This window comes from Eubacterium aggregans (assembly GCF_900107815.1).
GTDB classification, from domain to species: Bacteria; Bacillota; Clostridia; order Eubacteriales; family Eubacteriaceae; genus Eubacterium_O; species Eubacterium_O aggregans.
In genome coordinates, this window is record NZ_FNRK01000007.1 from 99115 (window position 1) to 121473 (window position 22359).

Annotated in this window: 19 protein-coding genes; 13 read left to right on the top strand and 6 right to left on the bottom strand. The window is 50.6% G+C overall.

The features are described from left to right. Positions 1-52 precede the first annotated feature (52 nt). The 11 genes from gltX to BLW33_RS05705 all read left to right on the top strand — a co-directional run bounded on the left by gltX (position 53) and on the right by BLW33_RS05705 (position 13585). Positions 53-1543: a glutamate--tRNA ligase gene (gene gltX, locus BLW33_RS05655; RefSeq protein WP_090306195.1), complete on the top strand. Its 1491-nt coding sequence runs from the start codon at positions 53-55 to the stop codon at positions 1541-1543. 32 nt (positions 1544-1575) lie between these two features. Further along, positions 1576-2835, top strand: coding sequence for a protein translocase subunit SecD (gene secD / locus BLW33_RS05660; protein WP_242911604.1), 1260 nt, complete (start codon positions 1576-1578; stop codon positions 2833-2835). 14 nt (positions 2836-2849) lie between these two features. Beyond that, the gene (gene secF / locus BLW33_RS05665) at positions 2850-3800 is read left to right on the top strand and encodes a protein translocase subunit SecF (protein ID WP_090306198.1); all 951 of its coding nucleotides are present in this window, start codon (positions 2850-2852) and stop codon (positions 3798-3800) included. Between the two features lie 61 nt (positions 3801-3861). Continuing rightward, on the top strand, positions 3862-5934 hold the full coding sequence (gene recJ / locus BLW33_RS05670) for a single-stranded-DNA-specific exonuclease RecJ (protein WP_090306201.1): 2073 nt from the start codon (positions 3862-3864) through the stop codon (positions 5932-5934). A gap of 43 nt (positions 5935-5977) precedes the next feature. Further along, entirely contained in the window at positions 5978-6496 is a 519-nt protein-coding gene (locus BLW33_RS05675) for an adenine phosphoribosyltransferase (protein WP_090243740.1), read from the top strand. A 40-nt stretch (positions 6497-6536) separates the two neighbouring features. Next, positions 6537-8714 (top strand): RelA/SpoT family protein, encoded by a 2178-nt coding sequence (locus BLW33_RS05680; protein WP_090306202.1) that lies wholly within the window; start codon positions 6537-6539, stop codon positions 8712-8714. 8 nt (positions 8715-8722) lie between these two features. Beyond that, complete coding sequence (gene dtd / locus BLW33_RS05685) at positions 8723-9175, top strand: D-aminoacyl-tRNA deacylase (RefSeq protein WP_090306205.1); 453 nt, start codon at positions 8723-8725, stop codon at positions 9173-9175. 9 nt (positions 9176-9184) lie between these two features. Then, positions 9185-9811, top strand: coding sequence for an MBL fold metallo-hydrolase (locus tag BLW33_RS05690; protein WP_090306208.1), 627 nt, complete (start codon positions 9185-9187; stop codon positions 9809-9811). Next, entirely contained in the window at positions 9811-11253 is a 1443-nt protein-coding gene (hemZ, locus tag BLW33_RS05695) for a coproporphyrinogen dehydrogenase HemZ (RefSeq protein WP_090306211.1), read from the top strand. The genes BLW33_RS05690 and hemZ overlap by 1 nt, the downstream gene beginning before the upstream one ends. 62 nt (positions 11254-11315) lie before the next feature. Beyond that, entirely contained in the window at positions 11316-13094 is a 1779-nt protein-coding gene (aspS, locus tag BLW33_RS05700; RefSeq protein ID WP_090306214.1) for an aspartate--tRNA ligase, read from the top strand. A gap of 50 nt (positions 13095-13144) precedes the next feature. After that, positions 13145-13585, top strand: a complete 441-nt coding sequence (locus BLW33_RS05705; protein WP_090306217.1) for a SoxR reducing system RseC family protein — start codon at positions 13145-13147, stop codon at positions 13583-13585. Positions 13586-13685: 100 nt separating this feature from the next. Here the strand turns inward: BLW33_RS05705 and cls are convergent, their stop codons facing one another. Both cls and BLW33_RS05715 read right to left on the bottom strand, forming a co-directional pair. Then, positions 13686-15074, bottom strand: a complete 1389-nt coding sequence (gene cls, locus BLW33_RS05710; RefSeq protein WP_242911605.1) for a cardiolipin synthase — start codon at positions 15072-15074, stop codon at positions 13686-13688. A 103-nt stretch (positions 15075-15177) separates the two neighbouring features. Further along, complete coding sequence (locus BLW33_RS05715) at positions 15178-16002, bottom strand: 4Fe-4S binding protein (RefSeq protein ID WP_090306225.1); 825 nt, start codon at positions 16000-16002, stop codon at positions 15178-15180. 98 nt (positions 16003-16100) lie between these two features. Here BLW33_RS05715 and BLW33_RS05720 point away from each other — a divergent pair, with 98 nt between their 5' ends. After that, the gene (locus tag BLW33_RS05720) at positions 16101-16817 is read left to right on the top strand and encodes an HAD family hydrolase (protein ID WP_176966635.1); all 717 of its coding nucleotides are present in this window, start codon (positions 16101-16103) and stop codon (positions 16815-16817) included. 126 nt (positions 16818-16943) lie between these two features. After that, on the top strand, positions 16944-17498 hold the full coding sequence (locus BLW33_RS05725; RefSeq protein WP_090306231.1) for a DUF2284 domain-containing protein: 555 nt from the start codon (positions 16944-16946) through the stop codon (positions 17496-17498). 16 nt (positions 17499-17514) lie between these two features. On the opposite strand, the gene BLW33_RS05730 is transcribed toward BLW33_RS05725, so the two are convergent. Genes BLW33_RS05730 through BLW33_RS05745 form a run of 4 tightly spaced genes read right to left on the bottom strand, consistent with a single transcriptional unit; the run spans position 17515 to position 22340 of the window. Then, the gene (locus tag BLW33_RS05730; RefSeq protein WP_090306234.1) at positions 17515-19110 is read right to left on the bottom strand and encodes a PucR family transcriptional regulator; all 1596 of its coding nucleotides are present in this window, start codon (positions 19108-19110) and stop codon (positions 17515-17517) included. 9 nt (positions 19111-19119) lie between these two features. Next, complete coding sequence (locus BLW33_RS05735) at positions 19120-19674, bottom strand: DUF1648 domain-containing protein (protein WP_090306237.1); 555 nt, start codon at positions 19672-19674, stop codon at positions 19120-19122. Positions 19675-19686: 12 nt separating this feature from the next. Further along, positions 19687-21240, bottom strand: a complete 1554-nt coding sequence (locus tag BLW33_RS05740) for a PucR family transcriptional regulator (RefSeq protein ID WP_090306240.1) — start codon at positions 21238-21240, stop codon at positions 19687-19689. Between the two features lie 44 nt (positions 21241-21284). Beyond that, positions 21285-22340: a uroporphyrinogen decarboxylase family protein gene (locus tag BLW33_RS05745; RefSeq protein WP_090306243.1), complete on the bottom strand. Its 1056-nt coding sequence runs from the start codon at positions 22338-22340 to the stop codon at positions 21285-21287. Positions 22341-22359: the final 19 nt, after the last annotated feature.

Consider the following 22359-nt stretch of genomic DNA (forward strand, 5'->3'; position numbering starts at 1 on the left):
TAAATGTTATAATAGACCAGAAATATTACATTATATAGTAACAGGAGAGAACATGATCAGAGATCGATTCGCCCCGAGCCCCACAGGGAATGTCCACGTGGGAAGCTTGCGGACTGCACTTTACAACTACTTATATGCTAAAAAAAACGGCGGTCAATTCCTGCTGCGTTTAGAGGATACAGACCGGACCCGTTATGAAGAAGGCGCAGTGGAAAATCTGCTGGCCGCACTGGACATCACCGGGGTTCGTCCGGATGAGGGACTTATGGTGAAGGATGGCAGCATCCTGCAATTCGGAGATTGCGGTCCCTATATCCAGTCTGAACGCCTGGATATTTATAGACGTTATATTGAACAGCTGCTGGCAGAGGGTAAGGCGTACTACTGCTTTTGTACCAAGGAACGGCTGGAGGCGGTTCGGGAAGCCCAAAGGTCAGCAGGAGAAACCCCCCGTTACGATGGTCACTGCCGGGATCTCGATCCCGAGGAGATTGGACGTCGGATTGCTGAAGGTGAGCCCTACGTTATTCGTTTAAAGCTGCCGGAAAATACCGTCATTGCCTTTGACGATGCGGTCCGGGGACATATTGAAATCAATACCGATGATTTGGATGATCAAGTGCTCATCAAGGCCGATGGTTTCCCCACTTACCATTTTGCAGTGGTAGTAGATGACCATCTTATGGGCATCACCCATGTCATCCGTGGAGAAGAATGGCTGCCCTCCACGCCTAAGCATGTGTATCTATATGAATGCCTGGGTTGGGAAGCCCCCCAATTTGTCCATTTATCCAATATTTTGAATGACGATCATAAGAAGCTGAGCAAACGCCAGGGGGATGTATCCGTTGGGGATTTCCTTAAAAAGGGCTATTTGCCAGAGGCACTCGTGAATTTCCTGGCCCTGTTGGGCTGGAGCCCTGAAGGGGATCAGGAAATTTTTTCCATGGAAGAATTGGTGGAAGCTTTCGACTTATCTCGGATTAACCGCTCCGGGGCCGTCTTTGACCGCAGCAAGTTGAACTGGATGAACGCCCACTACATTAAGGCTTTATCACCAGAGGCTCTAACCGATCATTGTATTCCCTATCTTTTGGAGGCAGGCTATATTACTGCGGATGATATTGAGAACAAAAGGGAATGGATTGGGACGATTGCAGAGCTTCTTAGAGACCGTCTGGAATACTTTGCCCAGGTGCCCGATGAAGTGGCCCTGATTTTTAACAGCGATTTTGAAATCACCGATGAAGAAAGCCTGGAAATCATTAAGGCAGAAAGCGTTCCGGTACTCCACGGTGCTTTGATGGAGAAGATTGAAGCCGCTGAGGTGGTGGATGCACCGTCTATGATGGCTGTTTTAAAGGCCATCCAGAAGGAGCACAAAGCGGAAAAAATTAAAGGGAAAATGCTCTATATGCCGACACGTATTATGCTGACGGGTGAAATGCATGGACCGGATTTAGCCATGATTATGGAAGTACTGGGAAAAGAAGAATTGATGAAGCGCTTGGCGCGTTTTTCGAAGGTTTTGGAAGCCCTCTAAGATAATTTGGCAAAAGAAATGAGGAGGAACCAGTGAAGCAAAAAGTAAATGTGAAAAAAACCGTGATATTGGTGGTATTCATGGCCCTTCTGGCCTTTTGTGGCTATGTACTCTTTAGTGGGATCACGATTGGTCGTTATGATATCGGAAAAATCGGGGACCGGATGCACTATGGCCTCGATTTAACCGGTGGGGTCAATGTGGTCCTTCAAGCCAAGACGGAGGATGGCTCCGGTGTCGATTCAGAAAAAATGGACAGTACCGTCTCAGCCATTAAAAAGCGGGTGGACTCCCTGGGGGTCAGTGAAGCCACAGTCACCAAGCAGGGGGATGACCGTATCCGGGTGTCCATCCCTTCCATCCAGGATCAGCAGCAGGCCTTAGACCTTATCGGGAAAACGGCTAAACTGGAATTCCTCGCACCGGACGGAACCGTTATCCTCACCGGGGATGATGTGTCCGATTCCAAAGCGGTGAAACAGAATAACAGCAGTGGTGTGGAAGAGTCTGTGGTTACCCTGAAGTTCAATGAATCAGGGACCCAGAAATTCGCCGATGCAACTCAGAAGTACTTAAATCAGGTCATCTCCATTGAGTTGGATGGTGAAACCATCAGCGCTCCAAAGGTTAACGCCGCCATCACCAATGGCGAAGCCATCATTGAGGGGATGTCCGATATGGATGAAGCCAGTCAGCTGGCTGAGCTCATCCGGGGTGGGAGCCTTCCCCTGGAATTGGAGCCCATCGAAGTGACCACCATAGGGCCGACCTTGGGTCAGGATTCCCTCCAGCAAAGTATTTTTGCCGGAGCCATCGGGATTGCCGCTGTTCTGATTTTTATGTTGCTGTTCTACCGGGGCCTTGGCTTTATAGCCGATTTGGCACTGTTAGTCTACATCATGGTGGATCTCATTATCATGGTGGAAATGAATGTTACCCTGACCCTACCAGGAATCGCTGGGATGATCCTATCCATCGGGATGGCCGTGGATGCCAACGTCATTATCTTTGAGCGAATTAAGGACGAGGCACAGAACGGCGGCTCCATTGATAAAGCCATCGATGCTGGGTTCAAGCGGGCCATGGGGACCATTGTAGACTCCAATATTACCACCTTGATTGCAGGCTTCGTGTTATTCTTCCTCGGCTCCGGCAGTGTCCAGGGCTTCGCCCTCACCCTGGTTGTGGGGATTGTGCTGAGCATGATAACCGCTGTAGTGGTGACCAAGCATCTGATTAAGCTGGTGCTGGGAACCCATCTGGTCAATAGCTCGAAGTTTTATGGAATATAGAGAGGGAGAATAAAATGAAAAGACAACTTAAACTGGTTGAAAAAACAAAAATTTGGTTTATTATCTCCCTCATTATGATCGTTATCAGCCTGGGGGCCCTGGCGATTCGGGGCCTCAACTTCGGGATTGATTTTGTGGGGGGGACCATTGTCACCATCGACCTGCACACCACCTTTAATACGGATGATGCCCGGAAAATTACCGATAAGTACGATAAAAATGCGGACATCACTTATTCGGGTGATGCCCAGGAGCAAATTGTGATCAGTACCAAGGAAAGTCTGACTACCGAACAGCGAACCGATCTCTTTGATGCCTTTAAAGCGGAGTATAAGCTGACAGATGCGGATTTAGTGTCTGTGGATACCATTACGCCATCCGTGGGGACAGAAACCGCCCGTAACGCAGTTTTGGCATCGGTGGTGGCCATGGCATTGATGCTGGTGTACATTACCTTTCGCTTTGAATTTTACTTTGGCTTGGCGGCGGTCCTCGCCCTGGTTCACGATATTGTTGTGGTCATTGGGGTCTATGCCCTTTTCCAGATTCAGGTAAATGCCCCCTTTATAGCGGCGGTGCTGACCATTCTAGGGTATTCCATCAACGATACCATTGTGGTCTTTGACCGTATCCGTGAAAATGAAAATGTTATGGGTATGCAGAATCTGACGACCCTGGTGGATGCCAGTGTAAATCAGACCTTGAAGCGAAGTATCAATACAGTGGCAACCACCTTGATTGCAATTCTGGCCCTGTATATCTTCGGTGTGGCGGCCATTAAGGATTTTGCCCTGCCCCTCATCGTCGGGATTGCCTGCGGTTGTTACTCCTCGATTTTCGTTGCCAGCCCTTTGTGGGTGGTATTCCAGAAGAAGTTTAAGAATACCCGATACAATACGAAACAGCAGAAGAAAAATAATCGTAAGCGCCGGGATAAACGGCAAGAAAAAGCACCTCAGGTGTAAGATTAAAAGCACAATGAGCCGGACAGCCTAGGCTGTCCGGCTTTTCGACTTTGGAGGAAAAATGGAAACCATTTGGAAAGCGCGTGATCTCGGCAGAGAAGACGGAGAGACCCTTGTTGAAGAAATTGTGATGGACTGCGGTGTTTCACCACTGACGGCATCGATACTGATCAAACGTGGCTGTGGCTCCGCCGAGGAGGCCATGGCCTTTTTAGAACCAGATTGGGAGGATCTGCACGATCCCTTTCTCTTGCCAGATATGTCAGTTGCGGTAGAACGGATTCTGACGGCCCGGGAAAGTGGGGAGACCATTTGTGTTTATGGAGATTATGATGCCGATGGCACCACGGCGGTATCCATCCTCCTTGGGTATTTTAAAGAAATTGGAATCCATGCCTTCTTCCGGATTCCCAATCGTTTAGAGGAAGGCTATGGGATGAATACGACGGCTCTGGCTGAGGTAAAAGCTGCGGGGGCCAGCCTGATCATTACGGTGGACAATGGGATTTCAGCAGTGGAAGAGGTGGCCTTCTGCAATGCCCAGGGGATGGATGTCATTGTGACGGACCACCATGAGTGCCAGGCAGCCCTTCCCGAGGCCCTAGCCATCATCGATGCCAAGCGTCCGGATTCCCAGTATCCTTTTTCGGAACTGTGCGGGGCCGGTATCGCCTTTAAGCTGGTCCAGGCTCTAGACCAGGCACAAGGGGGAGATGGGGATCTTATGGGATATCTGGAATGCGCCGCCTTGGCCACGGTGGCGGATATTGTGCCCTTAAAGGATGAAAATCGGGTGATGGTCAGCCTGGGGATCCGGACCATGAACGAAGGTCCCCTGATGCCGGGGATTGCCGCCCTTATGGCGGTTAGTGAGATCGAGGTGGTGAATGCCGGAAATATCGGCTTTGTCCTGGCCCCGAAGATCAATGCAGCCGGGCGTCTGGGGGAAGCGGGCCGGGTGGTAGACCTTTATCTGGCAGAGACCATTTCTGAGGCCATGCCCATCGCCTGCTTCCTAAGGGATGAAAACAAAAAACGCCAGGATATTGAGCAGGAAATCCAGATCGCTGCGGAGAAAAAGGTGGCGGCGGAAGGTCTTTACAATCATCTGTTTATGGTGGTGGCTGGTGAGGGATGGCACTCAGGGGTCATTGGCATCGTAGCCAGCAAGATCCAGGAAAAATGGTATCATCCGGTGATCGTCATGGGGATTGGGGAAGATGGTATTGCCAAGGGGAGCTGTCGCAGCGTTCCCGGTATCGATATCTTTGCGGCCCTATCCAGCTGTGCGCCCCTCTTTGAGTCCTTCGGGGGCCATGAGCAGGCGGCTGGGTTTTCCCTGGCGGCAGACCGTATTCCAGAGCTTGTAAAGGGCCTGGAGGCTTGGGGAAGGGCTGCTGGTGCCAGAGGGCACCTGAAAAAGACCCTCTATTATGATGGGGAGATTACGGCGGATGCTGTAGATGAAGGGCTGATGGAGGAGCTTTCCCTCTGTGAGCCCTACGGCATTGGAAACCCTGGCCCGGTCTTTAAGATGGGGGAGGTTAATGCCACCGATGTAAGGCGGATGGGGAAAAACCAGGACCATCTATCCTTTACGGTGGACGGCCTGCGGTGTGTGGGCTTTGGCCTGGGTGAGTGTGATGCCCGGGTACGGAGCGGGGCGGTGTCCCTGCTCTGCAAGCTTAAAATTAACGCTTTTAATGGCAATGAAACCATCCAGCCCATGGTGATAGATTTAAAGGGAGATCCCCTTATGGATCATCAACAGGCCTGGGAGTGGGTGGCTGCCCTTAAAAAGGAGGAGGGGGAGAGCCTTCGGGCATTGCCAATCTGGCATTATCCCTGTAATAGATTGCTGCCCGAACGCAACGCATTGATTGCTGTTTACAAGATGATGGATTTTGAAAAAATACGGGCGCTTCCCTTTGACGATGTTCTATCCCACTGCCCTGGAATGAATAGTTTTCAATTACTGGTGGGCTTAAACGCCCTGAATGAGGTGGGACTCATTGAATTTAAATTAAAACGAGGGGTTATTTATGGGAAGAAATGTAAAACCAATGAAAAAAAAGATATCCAAAAGGCCCCATTAGTGCTAAAATTAAAGAAATATCTTGGAAGCACTGATTGATCGAATCAGTACTTTCTTAAAGAATCAGAGGAGAGGTTTTAAGATGGATTTTAAGAGCAAAATTTCAGTGTACGAAGGATTCCCCAAGGAAGGCATCAGTTTTAAGGATATTAACAGCCTGATTAAGGATCCAGATGCTTTTAGAGCGGTGATTGATGATTTGTATAAAATCGCCAAGGCTTTGGATGTCAATATCGTGGTAATCCCAGAGGCTAGAGGATATATTTTTGGCTCTGCCTTAGCTTATCGCTTAGGTGCAGGGTTGGTGCCGGTCCGTAAACCTGGAAAACTGCCCGGAAAAGTCGTTTCCCAAAAATATTCTCTGGAATATGGCAGCAATACCATTGAAATTCAGCACAATGCCATCAAGCCTGGGGATCGGGTGCTCATCATCGATGACCTGCTGGCTACTGGTGGAACCATGAAGGCCGCCATCGATTTGGTGGAAAACCTTGGTGGTGAAGTATGTGGGGCCCTTTTTGTCATCGAATTGACAGAATTGGGCGGACGGGATCTGCTAAAGGATTATTTTGTATCCAGCATCGTCTCCTATCCCTATTAAGGGATGGCTTTGACATGGCAAATAAGAAAGGAGGCATCGCATGGCCAACCAAGCAGTAAGTAATAAGATCGACAGCGTCATCAAGCTGATTAAGCAGTATGATCCAGCGGCGGATACGACCATGATCCTGCGTGCCTTCGATCTGGCGGATAAGGCCCACTCGGGGCAGAAGCGGAAATCCGGAGAAGATTATATCATCCATCCTGTGGCAGTGGCCTATATTTTAGCAGAATACCACATGGATGTGGAAACCATTGTGGCAGCCCTCCTCCACGATGTTATCGAAGACACCATCTATACCCATGATTTTATTGCAGAAGAGTTCAGTGAGACAGTGGCAGAGCTGGTGGAAGGGGTCACTAAGATTGGGAAGATTGAATTCCAGTCCAAGGAAGAAAATCAGGCGGAGAATCTTAGGAAGATGGTCATGGCCATGTCCAAGGATATCCGAGTTATCCTGATTAAGCTGGTGGACCGCTTACACAATATGCGGACTCTGGAATATATGACCCCTGGGAAGCAGCAGGAAAAATCCCGGGAGACCATGGATATTTACGCGCCCATTGCCAATCGTCTGGGGATCCAGGCCATTAAGGCAGAGCTTGAGGATCTGGCACTGAAATATTTGGACCCTGAGGCCTATTACCATTTGGTCAAACAGGTGAAGATGCGCAAGCAAGTCCGGGAGGAATACATCGGCAAGGTCATCGATGTCCTCAAAGTTAAAATTGGGGATGTGGGGATTCAGGCTAAAATTTATGGCCGGGCCAAGCATTTTTATTCCATTTATCGTAAGATGAAAGCCCAGCACCGGCAGTTTGATGAAATCTACGATATTGTGGCCGTTCGGGTGATTGTGGAAAGCGTGAAGGACTGCTACGGGGTCCTGGGCATCGTCCATACCCAGTGGAAGCCCATACCTGGCCGGTTTAAAGACTATATCGCCATGCCAAAGCCCAATATGTACCAGTCCATCCATACCACGGTCATCGGACCCAATGGTGAGCCCTTTGAAATCCAGATCCGAACTAAGGAAATGCACGAAACCGCAGAATACGGCATTGCTGCCCATTGGAAGTATAAAGAGGGCATGGGTGAAAGCAAGGGCAAGGAGCTCCGGTACGAGAATAAGATGTCCTGGCTCCGCCAGATTATGGAATGGCAAAGCGAGCTGGATAACGCTGGAGATTTGCTGGAGACCATTAAGGTGGATCTTCTCAACGAAGAGGTGTATGTCTTTTCCCCCAAGGGGAAGGTCATTGAGCTGCCCATGGGCTCCTGCCCCTTGGATTTTGCCTATCGGATTCACAGCGATATCGGAAACAGCTGTGTGGGTGCTAAGGTCAACAATAAAATTGTGCCCCTGAATTATACCCTGAACAATGGGGATATTGTGGAGGTCATGACCTCTAAGAATTCCAATGGACCCAGCCGGGATTGGCTGAATTTTGTGAAGAGCGCCCATGCCCGGAATAAAATTCGACAGTACTTTAAGCGGGAAGAAAAGGAAGAAAATGTCTCCAAGGGCAGGTTGATGTTAGAGGCAGAACTTAAGCGTCAAGGGCTGACAGATACCAAGTTGGCCAGTGCTGCCGAGTTGGAAATCCTCAGTGATAAAATGGGTTACAAGACCATTAATGATTTCTATGCTGCCTTGGGTTATAATGGGGTGAAGATGGGGACGGTTTTTCAAAAGATGCGCCTCCTTTTCCCTGGAGAGTTCCCGGAAGAGGTGGAAGAGGTTGTCATCAAAAAACCGACCACCAAGCGAAAAACCACCAGCAATGTGGTGGTAGCCGGACAGAGCGATATCGATGTCCATTACTCCAAGTGCTGTAACCCCGTGCCTGGGGATAAAATCATCGGTTACATCACCCAGACCAATGGGATTTCGATTCATCGGACGGATTGTCCCAATGTGCTGAATATTACGGACCCTGCCCGGATTGTGACCGTGGAGTGGAATAAATTTGGAGTGGATGGCAGCTTTAATGCGGAAATTCATATTAAAGCTCATGAGAAGCGGGAGCTGCTCATTGAACTGTCTAAGCTTTTTATCGAGATGAATATTCCCTTAAATGCCCTGACTGCCAGAAATGAACGTGGGGAGTATGATTTTTTTGAAGCCAGTTTCGAAGTGAAATCCAGGAGAGAGCTGAATCTCCTTATTAAAAATATTAATAAAATCCCTGAGATCATTACGGTTAAGCGGGTATAGGAGGAGCGATGCGAGCAGTGATACAACGGGTCAAAGCCTCATCGGTGACGGTGGATGGTGAGGTGGTTGGCGAAATCGGGAAGGGATTCAACCTGCTTCTGGGGATCAAGGAAGATGATACCGAGGCAGATATGGATTACATCATCAATAAGGTGGTGGGGCTTCGGGTCTTTGAGGACGCGGATGATAAAATGAACCTTTCTCTGGGGGATGTTGACGGGGAACTGTTGGTAGTATCCCAATTCACCCTTTACGGGGACTGCCGGAAGGGCCGTCGCCCCAGCTTTATACGAAGCGGCCCGGTGGCGCTGGCTGAGGAGAAATACAAACGTTTTGTGGAGAAAATCAGTGCCCAGCCCATTAAAAAGGTAGCCTTTGGCGAGTTCCAGGCGGATATGGCGGTGACCATCATTGGCGATGGTCCAGTAACCATTCTCCTGGATAGTGAGAAGAATTTTTAGAGGTAAGTGATGGAAGTTAAAAAATTCATGGTTGGCCCCATGGGTGCCAATTGTTATATCCTGTGGGATAAGGCCACGAAGGATGCCGCAGTGGTGGATCCAGGCTATCCCGACGATCGGGTGGTGGATTTCATCCAAAGAGAAGGCCTAGAGGTTTCGAAGATTCTTTTGACCCACGGCCATTTCGATCATATCGGTGGGCTTCAGGAAATCCGGGATTTAACTGGAGCACCGGTGTATATCCACAGAGATGATGCCGGCTGTCTGACTTCTGCCGGGGAGAACATTTCCACTATGGTAGGAAACCCCATGACCTTCGAGCCAGCTGAAGTGCTGATGCAGCATGGAGACCGAATTAAAATCGGACCAATGGAGGCGCTGAAGGTGGTGCACACCCCAGGGCATACCCCAGGAGGGGTATCCTTCATCGATGAGACCTTTATGATTACTGGGGATACCCTGTTCCAGGGCTCCATCGGACGGACAGATTTTCCCGGTGGGGATTACGATCAGATCATCGATTCCCTGAACACCCTGCTCGAGTATGACGAGGACATGAAAGTCTTGCCGGGACACGGGGAAGATTCCGTAATCGGCTATGAAAAGCGGGCGAACCCCTTCGTTCGGAGGGGCTAATGATTAACCGATTCAACTTTGGGCTTCAGCCGGGGCTGTGGGAGCAGCCCTGTCTGGAGCTCATTCAGCAATTCGACCCAGCTGCTGAAGTCGTCTTTAATGGTGAGGGCTCCCGGGATATTGACATTACCTACGCCGGAGATATTCTGACCTTTGAAGGATGGGATAAGGCGGGAAGGAAGCATCAAAAAGAATATAATCTTTCCGGGAAACCCCTTGAAAAAGATACTTTCAAAGGGTTTCTTTATCTGTTTTTAGTCGCCTTCTTTGGGCGCCCCATGGCCTGGGGATCTTTATCTGGGGTGAAGCCCGTTAAAATAGCCCATCAGCTTATAGTGAAGGAGGGGCAGGATACCCAGGGTGCAGCGAAACAGATGGAGAAGCGCTACAAGGTTTCTCCGGAAAAGGCCATGTTGGCGGCTACCTTGGCTCAGAGGGAGATGCCCATTGTCTATCCCCTGGACCCAAAGCGGGTGAGTGTCTATCTTGGCGTTCCTTTGTGCCCTGCAAAATGTAGCTATTGCTCCTTTGTCTCCACTGTGGCCGACAAAAAAGGCCGACTAGCCGAGACCTATCTGTCCAGCTTGCTCTTGGAGATAAAGGCTATGGCACGGATGGTGCAGGAGAAGGAACTTACTATCGATACCTTGTACATTGGTGGGGGCACCCCCTCCATCCTTTCAGAGGCCCAACTGGAAATACTTCTAAATGCCCTGGAAGGGGACTTCATCCACCGGGACCTTCGGGAATTTACCTTTGAAGCCGGGCGGCCAGAAACAACAAGCCGGGAAAAGCTCGTGCTCTTAAAGGATTACGGTGTGGATCGGGTTTGTCTCAATCCCCAAAGCATGAATGCCGAAACCCTAAGGGCCATCAACCGTAACCACAGCCCCGAGGATATCCGAAGCACTCTGGAAATTATCCGGGAGGTGGGATTTAACAGTGTGAACATGGACCTCATTGTAGGGTTGGCCGAGGAGTCCCCCCAGCGGGTCTTGGATTCCTTAGACGCGGTCATCGCCATGGCACCGGAAAATCTGACGGTCCATAGCCTGGCCATTAAAAAGGGATCGGCCATCAAGGAGGCCCAGGGCCATCAGGTGACCCAGCTTTACGATGAGGATTTTTATGAGGAAATCACCCAGCGAACGTTAGCCGGAGGATATCACCCTTACTACCTTTACCGACAGAAGTACACCCAGGGGAATGGGGAAAACATTGGCTATGCCCGGACAGGTTATGACGGCATCTATAATATCCTGATGATGGCAGAACGTCAAACCATCATCGGCATTGGAGCCGGCTCCTCCGGAAAGGTATACCACGCGGATACCGACCGTTTTGGCAAAATATTAACTGTTAAGGATATCCGGACTTACAATGAACGGATTGAGTCCATTATTGAACGGAAGATTGAAGCTTACAGTGAGAATCTTCCTTGACAGAATACGGGTCTATTGAATATAATTAGGGGATATGAAACGTGAATTTTTCAGGAGGCATAATGAAAACACATTTTAGAAGCGCCCTTTGTGGCGAGATGAATAAAACATATGATGGACAAACCATCAAGCTTTCGGGATGGACTGATAGCCGAAGGGATCTGGGCGGGGTTATTTTTGTCGATCTCCGGGATCGCTCTGGGATTGTGCAGTTAGTAATCAATGAAGAAGTGGCACCCGCTGTTTTTGCCGAGGCCGAAACGGTCCGTAGCGAATATGTGCTGTGTATTGAAGGGACCGTTCGGATGCGGGAAGCCGCCAATGTCAACCCTAAGATGCCCACCGGTGAGGTTGAGGTTATGGTAACGGACTTGACCATTTTGGATACGTCAGCCACTCCCCCCATTTATGTTGAGGATGAGGACAAATCCAACGAAGCCGTTCGCCTGAAATACCGCTATTTGGATTTGCGTAAACCCAAGAACCAGAAAACCCTGATGACCCGGGCCAAGGTCATGTCCATCGCCCGGAATTATCTCAACGATGAAGGCTTCTGCGAAATTGAAACCCCCATTTTAGGGAAGCCTACCCCAGAAGGGGCCCGGGACTTCCTGGTTCCCTCTCGGGTTCAGAATGGCAAGTTCTTCGGATTGCCCCAAAGTCCCCAGCTCTTTAAACAGATCCTGATGATCTCTGGTATGGACCGCTATTATCAGATTGCCAAGTGCTTCCGGGATGAGGACCTCCGTCAGGACCGCCAGCCGGAATTTACCCAGATTGATATGGAAATGTCCTTTGTGACCAAGGATGATATCCTGCCTATCATGGAAGGGATGATTTCCAAAATTTTCAAGGAAATCCGTGGGATCGAGCTTCAAACGCCCTTTATGCGTATGACCTACGCCGAAGCCATGGATCGTTATGGCTCCGATAAGCCGGATACCCGCTTTGGTATGGAGCTGACTAATCTGTCAGACATCCTGGCTGAAAGTGAGTTCAAGGTATTCTCTGGGGCCATTAAAAAGGGCGGCTCTGTCCGGGCCATCATCGCCAAGGATGCCCAGGGCAAGCTGTCGAAAAAGACCATTAAGAATTTAGAAAAATTCGCCCAGGTTTACAAGGCGAAGGGCCTGGCTTGGATTGATGTCAAAGAAGAGGATATGAAATCCCCCATCTTAAAGTTTATCTCCGAAGAAGAAAAGAACGCCATCTTCGCCCGGATGGGCGCAGAACCCGGGGATATGATTTTCATGGTGGCCGATACCGACGAAATCGTCTGTACTTCTTTAGGACAGCTGCGTTTGGAGCTGGCTCGGAAGCTGGAATTCGACCTCTCCGGTAAGTTCAATTTCCTCTGGGTCATTGATTTCCCACTCTTGGAGTACGATGCAGAAGCTGGCCGTTATACCGCCAAGCATCATCCCTTTACGGCACCTCTGACCGAGGATATTCCTATGCTGGAAACCGACCCAGCCAAGGTGCGCTCCGATGCCTACGATATGGTCGTCAATGGGGTTGAGCTGGGTGGGGGCTCCATTCGAATTCATAACCAGGACATTCAGGAAAAGATGTTTGCGGCCCTGGGCATGAGCATGGAATCCGCCTGGCGTCAGTTCGGCTTCCTTTTAGAAGCCCTGAAATACGGCACACCACCCCATGGTGGATTGGCCTTTGGTCTGGATCGCCTTGTCATGATGCTTCTGGATATTGATAATATCCGGGACGTTATTGCCTTCCCCAAGACCCAGAACCACAGCTGTCTGATGAGTGATGCACCGGCACCGGCAGAGCTGGATCAGCTCATCGACTTGGGCATCAGCATTGATGACCCATTAATTTAATGGAAGACGCTCCCATTATGGGGGCGTTTTTTTCAAAGAAGGGTAAACCCATGAAAGAAATCGGAACAGTCAAAAAGTTAAATGGAAATAAAGCCAAGGTCATCATCAAGCGCCATGCGGCCTGTGGTGATTGCGGGGCCTGTCAGGTGGGTAAAGATAAAATGACCATGACCACCCTGGCCCAGAATCCTCTGGGTGCAGTGGTGGGAGATACTGTGGCTGTGGAAATGGAATTTGGCAATGTGATGAAGGCCACCAGTATTGCCTATGGCATCCCCTTAGTTGCCTTTATTTTAGGCTGTGTGGCAGGTTTCTTTGCGGCGCCGGCTCTGGGATGGGATCAAGCCATTACCGCATTTTTCACAGGAATTCTACTCACGGCAGCGGCCTTTGGTCTGATTATGGTCCTTGACCGCAGAGGACGTTTTGGAAAGGCCTATGAACCGCGGATTACCGAGATTCTGGATGCCTCAGAGCTGGAAGGACAGTAGGGTAAACGCTCAGTAGGGCAGACGAAGTGAAAGCAGATGTCCACCTCCCCGTCCCTTACTGAGAGCTACCCCTATCACCCCCTGCATAAGGGGGCTTTTTTTATAGCAGTGGTGCAAATAATCGAGAGATGGATTCCTTGATTTTAATCCGACGGGGACGGCTGCGGTAAGTCTCCAAATCATAGAGCTGGGATTTTTCAATATCTTTATGGAAAATATGACGCAGTGCGGTGGCGGTACTTTGATCGTAAACAAAGGCGTTGGATTCGAAGTTCAGGCTGAAGCTTCGAATATCGAAATTACAGGAGCCCACGGCGCAGATTTCATCATCCACGGTGATGGTTTTGGCATGGAGAAAGCCATTTTCATAAATATAGATCTTGGCACCGTACTCCACTAGCTCTCCCACATAGGCCAGGGTTGCCCAATAAATAAAGATATGGTCAGGCTTATCCGGAATCATGATCCGGACATCGACCCCGGATAAGATGGCGATTTTTAAGGATTCCAGGACACTTTCGTCGGGGACGAAGTAGGGACTTTGGATATAGATATGTTCCTTGGCATTGGTAATCATCCTCAGGAAATCCTGTTTGATCACCTGGTTGGGATCATCTGGACCACTGGAGACGATTTGGATACCGGCACCACAGAATTTTGGCATATCAGGGTAATAACGGCCAATACAACCAGGGTCTAAATCGATGGGGTCGATGTTATCGCTGGTGCGCCAGTCTAAAAAGAATCGTCTCTGGAGTTCGTATACGGCATAACCGGAAATCCGAAGATGGGTATCCCGCCAATAGCCCATTTTAGGGTTTTTCCCCAGGTATTCATCGCCAATATTATACCCTCCGATAAAGGCGGTTCGTCCATCGATGACGGCAATTTTTCGGTGATCCCGGTAGTTAACCCTCAGATTGACCACTCGAAACTTAGTGGGGAAAAAGGCCCCGTATTCCCCACCGGCTCGGGCAAATTCCTTTAGCTTTCGTCTGGGGATATACCGCCCCCCCATTTCATCGTAAAGGAGTCGGACTTCCACCCCTTCAGCGGCCTTACGAGTAAGAAGTGTCAGAAGGCGTCGCCCCAGGTCATCGTATTTGATAATGTAATATTCTAGGTGAATACTGGATTTTGCTCCTTCAATGGCCTTAAAGAGGGCTTCGAATTTGGCATGGCCATCCGTATAGATGTCAATGCCGTTATTATTGGTAAAAAAGGCTTCACAGGTGTTGATGTTGTAATCAATGTTGTTATGGTATTGGTGAAAAAGCTGTTTCTGGGTGTCGTCATCAGGGCCGAAATGGATCAGGCTCTTTCCCAGCATCATTTTTTGGTACTCCTCTTCCTCTGGGGTATCATAGCGATAAATTTTACGTCGGGTCAGGTTTTGGGAGAGGAAGAGATAGAATACAAAGCCCAGAATGGGAATAATCCAAAGAAAAAGCAGCCAGGCGTAGGTACTTTTAGGGCTTTTACGTTCCAAAAAAATGATGACGAAGGTCATAATGATATTTAAGATAAAGACAAAAATTTCAAGTTTGGAGTTGAGGGGAAATAAAAGCATGGTAGGTCAGTCCTTTCGCTGGCTAGTCGGCATCCTTGGGAAAAAACAAATGGGGTTTAGCTCGCCTTTGGTACATCTCCTCAAGTTCGCGCTGATGGTACAAATACCCAGGGTCATCATAATACTTGGCAGCCTGGGGACAGGCTTTCACACAGGCACAACATTTAATGCAGATACCGGTGATTTGGGTATAATCCTCTGAATCGATGGAGCCCATGGGGCAGCGGTGAGCGCAAAGTCCACACCCATTACAGGCATCACTGGTCTTTGGCTTCACCTTAAGGATATTAATGAGGTTGCCCAGGTGATCCTGGGGCTTGTAATACCCCCGGTAGGGTTTGGGTGTGCCATCCACGGCCACAGGGGCGGCAGCTTCCAGATATGCGGCAGCCTGGTGGGCAAAGGACACAGCGGTGGCCAGATCCTCAGCATCCGGGCGACCAGCCCCTAGAATTCGGGAGAAGGAATGCTCACCGATAAAAGCACCGGCGGCAATGGGATGGGTGTGGGCATCTAAAAGAATATCCCGGAGCTCCACAAGGGCATCATCGTAGTGGCGGTTGCCGAAAACCACCACGGGGATGGATAAGGCGTCGCCTCCCTCTACAGTGGACAGATAAGGCAACAGCACGTTGGGGACACGCCCGGCAATGACCGGGGTCCCCAGGATGACAAGGTCCTCTTTGGTGAAGGATAAGGGGACCTGTCTGTTTTGGGGAAGGGTGAAGTCCAGGATCTCCATGGGCTGATTAAGGTGCTCAGCCAGGGCTTCGGCGATGGTGGTGATGATGGACTTGGTGGTGCCAGTAGCACTGAAATAAACGGCTAAAATCCTTCGGATGGCCATAACAATCCTCCTGTAAAATATTATTCTTATTGTAGCATAGAATGGCGAAAAAGGGTTGTGATATAATAGGAGAAAGCGTAAAAAACGGAGGAAATTCAGTGAATTTTATTTTTGATATCGACGATACCTTATACGATCAAAAGGATATTTTTGAAGGGGCTTACCGGAAGATCTTTGGGGATGGGGATGAGCTTCCCATCGAGACGCTTTTCGTACGCAGCCGGGTACGCAGTGATGAGGTGTTTGCCATGGTGGAAGCTGGGGAGCTGCCACCGGAGAAAATGTACGCCTATCGGGTGTGCAAGGCCTTTGAGGATTGCGGGGCGACCTTATCCGAGGATAGGGCCATGGCGTTCCAGGAAGCCTATGCCAGGAATCAGGCAACTATGCAACTGCTACCCGGAATCATCCGGATTTTGGACTGGCTAAAGGCCCGGGGGGCGGTTATGGGGATTATCACCAATGGCCCAGGACCCCACCAGCGCCGGAAAATTGAAGCTCTGGGGCTAAAGCGTTGGTTCCCTGAAGAGTCCTTCTTCATCTCGGGGGAGATGGGAGTGGCTAAGCCGGATATCCGGGCCTTTCGGATGGTGGAAGAGCGGCTGGGCATTGATGGGGGCCAAAGTGTGTTTATTGGGGACGCCTATCACAATGATGTCCTGGGAGCTAAGAATGCGGGGTGGCAGAGCATTTGGGTCAATAGAAGAAGGAATCCCTTACCGAAGGATGTTGCCGCCTCGCCGGATTTTATCATTCAGGATGAGGATGAGTTGATGGCGGTAGTAGCTCATCTCATTCATGAATCAGATTCCTGATAAAAGATTGGGCGGACTGTACAAGGCGACTCCCCGAGTGCCTTTAGGAATTAGATAAATTATCTATGGTTGGGGGAGCAGCAAAGCCGATATAATAGGTAAAAAAAGGGGGTAAAGGATGTGTCGATGGATTTAATCTATTGGAAAGACAAAGCTCGTGAGGCTGGCTTCTCTGAGGTGGTAGAGCTAAAGATGGAAACCCTGGTGGTAAACCCGGAGGTGCGCAAGATGTGTGAGGCCAATACCTGCGGGCAGTATGGCAAAAATTGGGCCTGTCCTCCGGGCTGCGGGGATTTAGAGGAATGCGAAAGTTCCCTTTCGGTCTGTGACTGTGGCCTCCTTGTCCAAACCGTGGCACAATTGGAGGATTCCTTCGACTTCGAGGGAATGGCGGCGGCGGGAAGCACCCACTGGAAGAATTTTTCCCGACTGCGCAGCCAGATCCAAGAAGCTAAGGCAAAAAAAGGGGATTCTTTAGATGTGCTGGCCCTGGCGGCGGGGAGTTGTACCCATTGCAAGACTTGTGCCTATCCCGATGACCCCTGCCGTTTTCCTGAGGCAGCGGCATCTTCTGTGGAGGCCTATGGCCTGCTGGTGAACCAGCTGTGTGTGGATAATGGGCTGGCCTACAATTATGGGGAGAATACCATTGCCTATACGGCGTTGTTTTTGTTTAAGTGATTTGAGAGGTTCATCTTTAATCTTCGCTCGCCTTCGGGCGAGTTTTTTGATTAAGCAGCAAAAAAGACAGCTTAAGATACGTTCGATTCCTCGGAGAGTCCAAATCCAGGGGGATGATTTCTTTGATCCGGGACAGGCGATAGATAAGGGTGCTGCGATGAATGCCCAGGTGCTCGGAGGTCTTTACTAGGTTGCGCTCGCAGTCCAGATACACCTGGAGGGTGGTGTACAAATGGGACTGATGGGCAACATCGTGGCGGTGGAGGGCAATGATCCCAGGGTCAGCAAGATAATCGGCGGCCAGGGCCTCTTCGCCACAGGTCAGCATATAGGAGAGGGCGTAGTCCTTAAATTGATGACGCCAGATGGTGCCGTCGGCTTTTTGTCCGGCATCCAGGGCGATGGCGGCCTGGATGAATCCGCTGCCCAGACAGTGGATGCCAGGGAGAACGTTGCTCATTCCCATCTTAAGGAGGTACTCCCGGAGGACCACGGCGATATTCATCATGACCTGGTCCGGCTGGCACCCGCTGTGGGTTAGGTTGACCACCACGGCAATGCTGTCTTCATAAAAAAAAGCATAGCTGGAAGTGACATGACTTTCAATGAGGGCTGCCGTGCTGGAGGAGGAGAGATCGGTAAATCGCATCTGATCATTATAAAGCTTCAGACACAGGTAGGCATCCTCTGCCTCCCAGGATAAATAATGGAGGAGATCTGAAAGGGCCCCAGGATCTGGGGCTTGTCCCCTCAAAAGCTCTGTGAAAAGCTGCTCTCCGGACTGGTCCGAGCCGACCCAAAAACGATTGCGTCGGTCCACCACCTGAAGCACATAATGGGCCAGATGGTCTAAAAGCTGGGCATCCCCGGGTTTGATTTCTGAGGCCAGCTCATCCACGCAGATCCGGCCCAAATAGTGGTTGTTCTGCCAGAGGTTGATATAGAGGATGCGAAACCCCCGATGGTCGGCGGAATACATATCCGGGCCATGGGTGGTCAGGGTGTGCTGGTACTCCCCACTTAATTTAAACTCGTTGATGGTGCTCGGTGGGATAATCAGTTTTCGACTCTTCATATCCTGCTGGAAGACCAGCATCCCTGGAACGTGCCAGGGACAGGACAAAATAAAGAAATTCCGATCGTGGACGAAGATCGGATTATCGAAGAGAGTGTTTGAGGCCTCGATGAGATCATCCAGAGGCGTTTGGCTGTCCATGGCCTTGATCAGGGCCCGATCCCAGGCAAAAATCCGCTCAAAAACGGCGTGGCAATAGTCGCTCACCGCTTCCAGGCTTTGGGTGTCTTGGACATGGAGAATGGTGCCTTTGGCATCCGAAGAGCCTTGGAAAGCTTCTCCGACGAGGACGCAGTCGACATCGGGATACTGCTTAATGAGGGCGGCTTCATGGCTCTTTGCCAGATAGAGATAATAAGGGGAGGGCGTGTCCTGGGACACCAGGAAACGGATGCCTAAATAACGTTTTGTGAAATCCGGATGGTAGATTTCAAGGGCGCCATACTGACTTTCCAGGGCATCGATGATAATCTGGATACCGGGATAAAAGCCATGGGGAAGTGGGTATGGGGCAGCGTAGTCTTTAGTGGGAAGCATGGGGAAACCTCAGCTTTTCAGTGGCTGCCCTTTGTGGGCGATGCGTTCCTCCAGCTGAGCACGAACGCCCTTCATTCGGTGTTCGTATACCAGGATAGAGGCGAGGATTAGAAGTCCGGTGATGGGGAGGATGGGGCCGGTGGGAAGGCTAAAAGCGGAGCAGAGGATGACCACGTCCAGGAGGATGGCGATGGCACTATCAACACAGGTGACCAGTCCGATGATGATCTCCCGTCCCCGGGCGATATCGTCGGTTTTGGCCGAGGCAGACAGACGATAACCGAAGAAGTGCCGGGGCCCCGCTTTTTTCGGGACGGTATTAATGAGGATGAGATGCATGGCGTAGAGGGCAATGCTGATACCGCACAGCAAAATCAGGGTGGTTTTGCTGCCGTAGCCCGTGATGGCACCGCTTAGGGCAAATTGGGTGGGAATGGTTTCGGGAATGGTGGGCCACATGATGGCGATGATGATGACCGCCTGCCAAACTAAGATGGTGAGGAGGGTATAGGATATCCGTAATTGGCGGCCGAAGTGGATGCCTTGCCCTTGGGATGTTGACATGGTATTTCTCCTTTAATCAGTACTGCTTAACAGAAGGTATGAAAGTTCAAGATGCAGCCGTAGCTGGGGGTCCTCAAGATCCAGATGGGTGAGGGCTTCAATTCGGGACAACCGGTACAGCAGGGTGCTCCGATGGAGGAACAATGCCCGGGCGGTTCGGGTGACATTACGCTCGTTTTCCAGATAACAGCCCAGGGTCTCGTAAAGGCTGGTATGGTGCTGGGCATCGTATGCCCTTAAGGTCAGCAGGGCCTCGGGGCAAAGGCGTTCCGGGGGCAGCTTTTGACTGGCGGTTTCCAGGAAAAAATCCAGGGCATATTCCCGAAAGCCATGGCTCCAGATCATGCTGTCCGATTTAATGCTAAAGCCCAGGGCAATGTTCGCCTGCTGGTAGGCCTTGGGGAGGTGTGAAAAGCCAGTCACGGGATTGGACAGGCCAATGCGGTAGAGCCCCTCTCGCATCACGGTGGCCAGTTTGGATGAAATGGCAGAGGTGCTGGCCTGGATCAGAGTGAGATTGACAATGACGGTGATGCCTTCCGCGTAGGGGAAGGCGTGACAGTGGCGAATCTGGGCTTCGATATAGCTGATGACTCCAATGGGGGAGAGCTCGCCCTCGGCGTACTCCAGAGCCTGGAGACGGATACACAGATAGTCATCATCGGGATGCCAATGGAGGTAGCCCAGTTTCAGACGCATCTCATGATCCTTAAGGACCTCGCCGGAAAGGACCCTGGAAATGAAGGGGTCGATTTCGTTGACAAAGCTGCTCCAAATCACGTTATACCGGGCGATATGCTGGCAGATTATCTGCCCTAGGTAATCCAGGCATAAATAGTCGCCATCGGTAATGGATCGCCGGAGCTCGTTAACACAGATTCGCCCCTCGTAGCGGCCCTCGTACCAAAGATTCAAGTAGAGGATGCGATAGCCATTAGGGCTGTTATAGAACATGGTGGGGCCATGGGTACTTAAGGAGTGGGTGTACTCCGCATCAAATTTGAAGGTGTTCAGGGTATCGAAGAGTACCATCCGGCGGCCCGTCCGTTCATCTCGGTCAAAGCCAGCCATGCCTTCGGGGATCCAGGGGCAGGCTAGGATATAAAAATCACTGTCGTGGATAAAAATAGGGTTTTTAAGGATGGGGAGACTGACCTGGGCCATCTCCTCAAAGGGAGCATCGCTGGACAGGGCACGTTGGAGGGCCATATCCCAGTCGGCGTAACGGTCAAAAATGTCCTGAACCAGAGAAAAGAGAACCGCACCATCGACTGTGGATGAAAACTGCACCCAGGAAAAGGCCCCGGGAATCTGGCTGTCATCACAATCCCCCAGGATGATGAGGTTCAGATAGGGGGCTGGCCACTTAGCCGGGAGATTATCCCCCCGGAGAAAGTAGACGATGGAAGGATCGAGGATGGGGGTCGTCCGGTAATGGCGAACCCCCGTTAGGCAGGGCTTGTTCAGGCCAAGATGAAGCTCCCTGGGAAAGAGATGCTCCTCCAGGGCATCGGAAAGCACCTGGATATTCAGTTGAAAGCTCTGGGAAGCATCCCCTCGTACCATCTGCCCTTACCTCCATCCATTATTGTTAAGGTATTCTATCACGCTTAACCGTTAAGGTCCAGATATTTCTGGCGGCTGTAGCGGTAGAGTTCTTCGGCCAGATTGACCTTCCGATCTGTCTTTTCATCCCGGAGTCGGCAGGCAAAGCGGCCGGTTGTCGCCAGCTCGTCCACCCGTTTATGGATATCCGCCACCGCGTCCTCATCGGATAAATCTGCGGGGACGATGTAAAGGGTACACTGGGCCAGGTCCACACCGTATTCTGACATGATGCTGGCCTTATCATTGGCGGAGTCCTGTCCCTCCCAGGCATCAAAGCCTGCTTCGATAAAGAGGGGCATCAGAGTGCCCACGTTGCCGCAGGAGTGGAGGCAGACAAACATCCCTAAATCATGGGCGGCCTTGGTGATTTTCTGGTACTGGGGCAGGAAGAGCTCCCGGTAGGTATTGGGGGAGAAAAAGGTGCTGATCTGGGTGCCCATATCGTCGTGAAAGAGAATCATATCTGCATGGTAGACTTCCTTGGCGATGTGAATGAGCTCAATATGCCAATCCACCAGCTTGTCAAAAAAGGCGGTGAGGGCCTCGGGTTCCTCCAGAAGGTAGCAGAAGGTATCCTCAAAGCTGGTGAGATCCGCAGTGCGTTCAAAAAGCCCATTGACGATAACAAAGTAGGAAAAGCGGTCCTCGGCAATACGGTCCTTATAATTATCCTCGTAATCCTTTTGCCAGTCGATGGCTTTAAGGTCGGGCCAAATTATCTCCGATTCCCACTGGGTAATGTCAGATAAGCGTCGAGTTCCGGGTTTAACCATGGCCGCCTTGGTCAGGGGTTCGTACTCCCATTCAATACCAAACCAGTCGGTACCCCCAAAGGCCCGGGCTGTGGCATCGGGCATGACCATGGGTTGAATGGCATTGTTATCCGTGGTTTGGTTGGGTACCCAGAGGGGCATTTCGCCACGGAGCATTCGCAGCATATTTTCTTTGGGGGTGATGGGGTAATTTCGCTTGGGTTCTACGGAATCCGGCGCACCGTAGATACCCGGCATACTATATTCGCCGATAATATCGAGTTCAGAAGGGTTGAAGGTTGTCATTTTATTCTCCTTAAGATGG

Bases quoted from the DNA above. Each gene is read 5' to 3' on its own strand.
- gltX (WP_090306195.1), top strand. From the start codon at position 53: ATGATCAGAGATCGATTCGCCCCGAGCCCCACAGGGAATGTCCACGTG.
- secF (WP_090306198.1), top strand. From the start codon at position 2,850: ATGAAAAGACAACTTAAACTGGTTGAAAAAACAAAAATTTGGTTTATT.
- recJ (WP_090306201.1), top strand. From the start codon at position 3,862: ATGGAAACCATTTGGAAAGCGCGTGATCTCGGCAGAGAAGACGGAGAG.
- BLW33_RS05675 (WP_090243740.1), top strand. From the start codon at position 5,978: ATGGATTTTAAGAGCAAAATTTCAGTGTACGAAGGATTCCCCAAGGAA.
- BLW33_RS05680 (WP_090306202.1), top strand. From the start codon at position 6,537: ATGGCCAACCAAGCAGTAAGTAATAAGATCGACAGCGTCATCAAGCTG.
- dtd (WP_090306205.1), top strand. From the start codon at position 8,723: ATGCGAGCAGTGATACAACGGGTCAAAGCCTCATCGGTGACGGTGGAT.
- BLW33_RS05690 (WP_090306208.1), top strand. From the start codon at position 9,185: ATGGAAGTTAAAAAATTCATGGTTGGCCCCATGGGTGCCAATTGTTAT.
- hemZ (WP_090306211.1), top strand. From the start codon at position 9,811: ATGATTAACCGATTCAACTTTGGGCTTCAGCCGGGGCTGTGGGAGCAG.
- aspS (WP_090306214.1), top strand. From the start codon at position 11,316: ATGAAAACACATTTTAGAAGCGCCCTTTGTGGCGAGATGAATAAAACA.
- BLW33_RS05705 (WP_090306217.1), top strand. From the start codon at position 13,145: ATGAAAGAAATCGGAACAGTCAAAAAGTTAAATGGAAATAAAGCCAAG.
- BLW33_RS05715 (WP_090306225.1), bottom strand. From the start codon at position 16,002: ATGGCCATCCGAAGGATTTTAGCCGTTTATTTCAGTGCTACTGGCACC.
- BLW33_RS05725 (WP_090306231.1), top strand. From the start codon at position 16,944: ATGGATTTAATCTATTGGAAAGACAAAGCTCGTGAGGCTGGCTTCTCT.
- BLW33_RS05730 (WP_090306234.1), bottom strand. From the start codon at position 19,110: ATGCTTCCCACTAAAGACTACGCTGCCCCATACCCACTTCCCCATGGC.
- BLW33_RS05735 (WP_090306237.1), bottom strand. From the start codon at position 19,674: ATGTCAACATCCCAAGGGCAAGGCATCCACTTCGGCCGCCAATTACGG.
- BLW33_RS05740 (WP_090306240.1), bottom strand. From the start codon at position 21,240: ATGGTACGAGGGGATGCTTCCCAGAGCTTTCAACTGAATATCCAGGTG.
- BLW33_RS05745 (WP_090306243.1), bottom strand. From the start codon at position 22,340: ATGACAACCTTCAACCCTTCTGAACTCGATATTATCGGCGAATATAGT.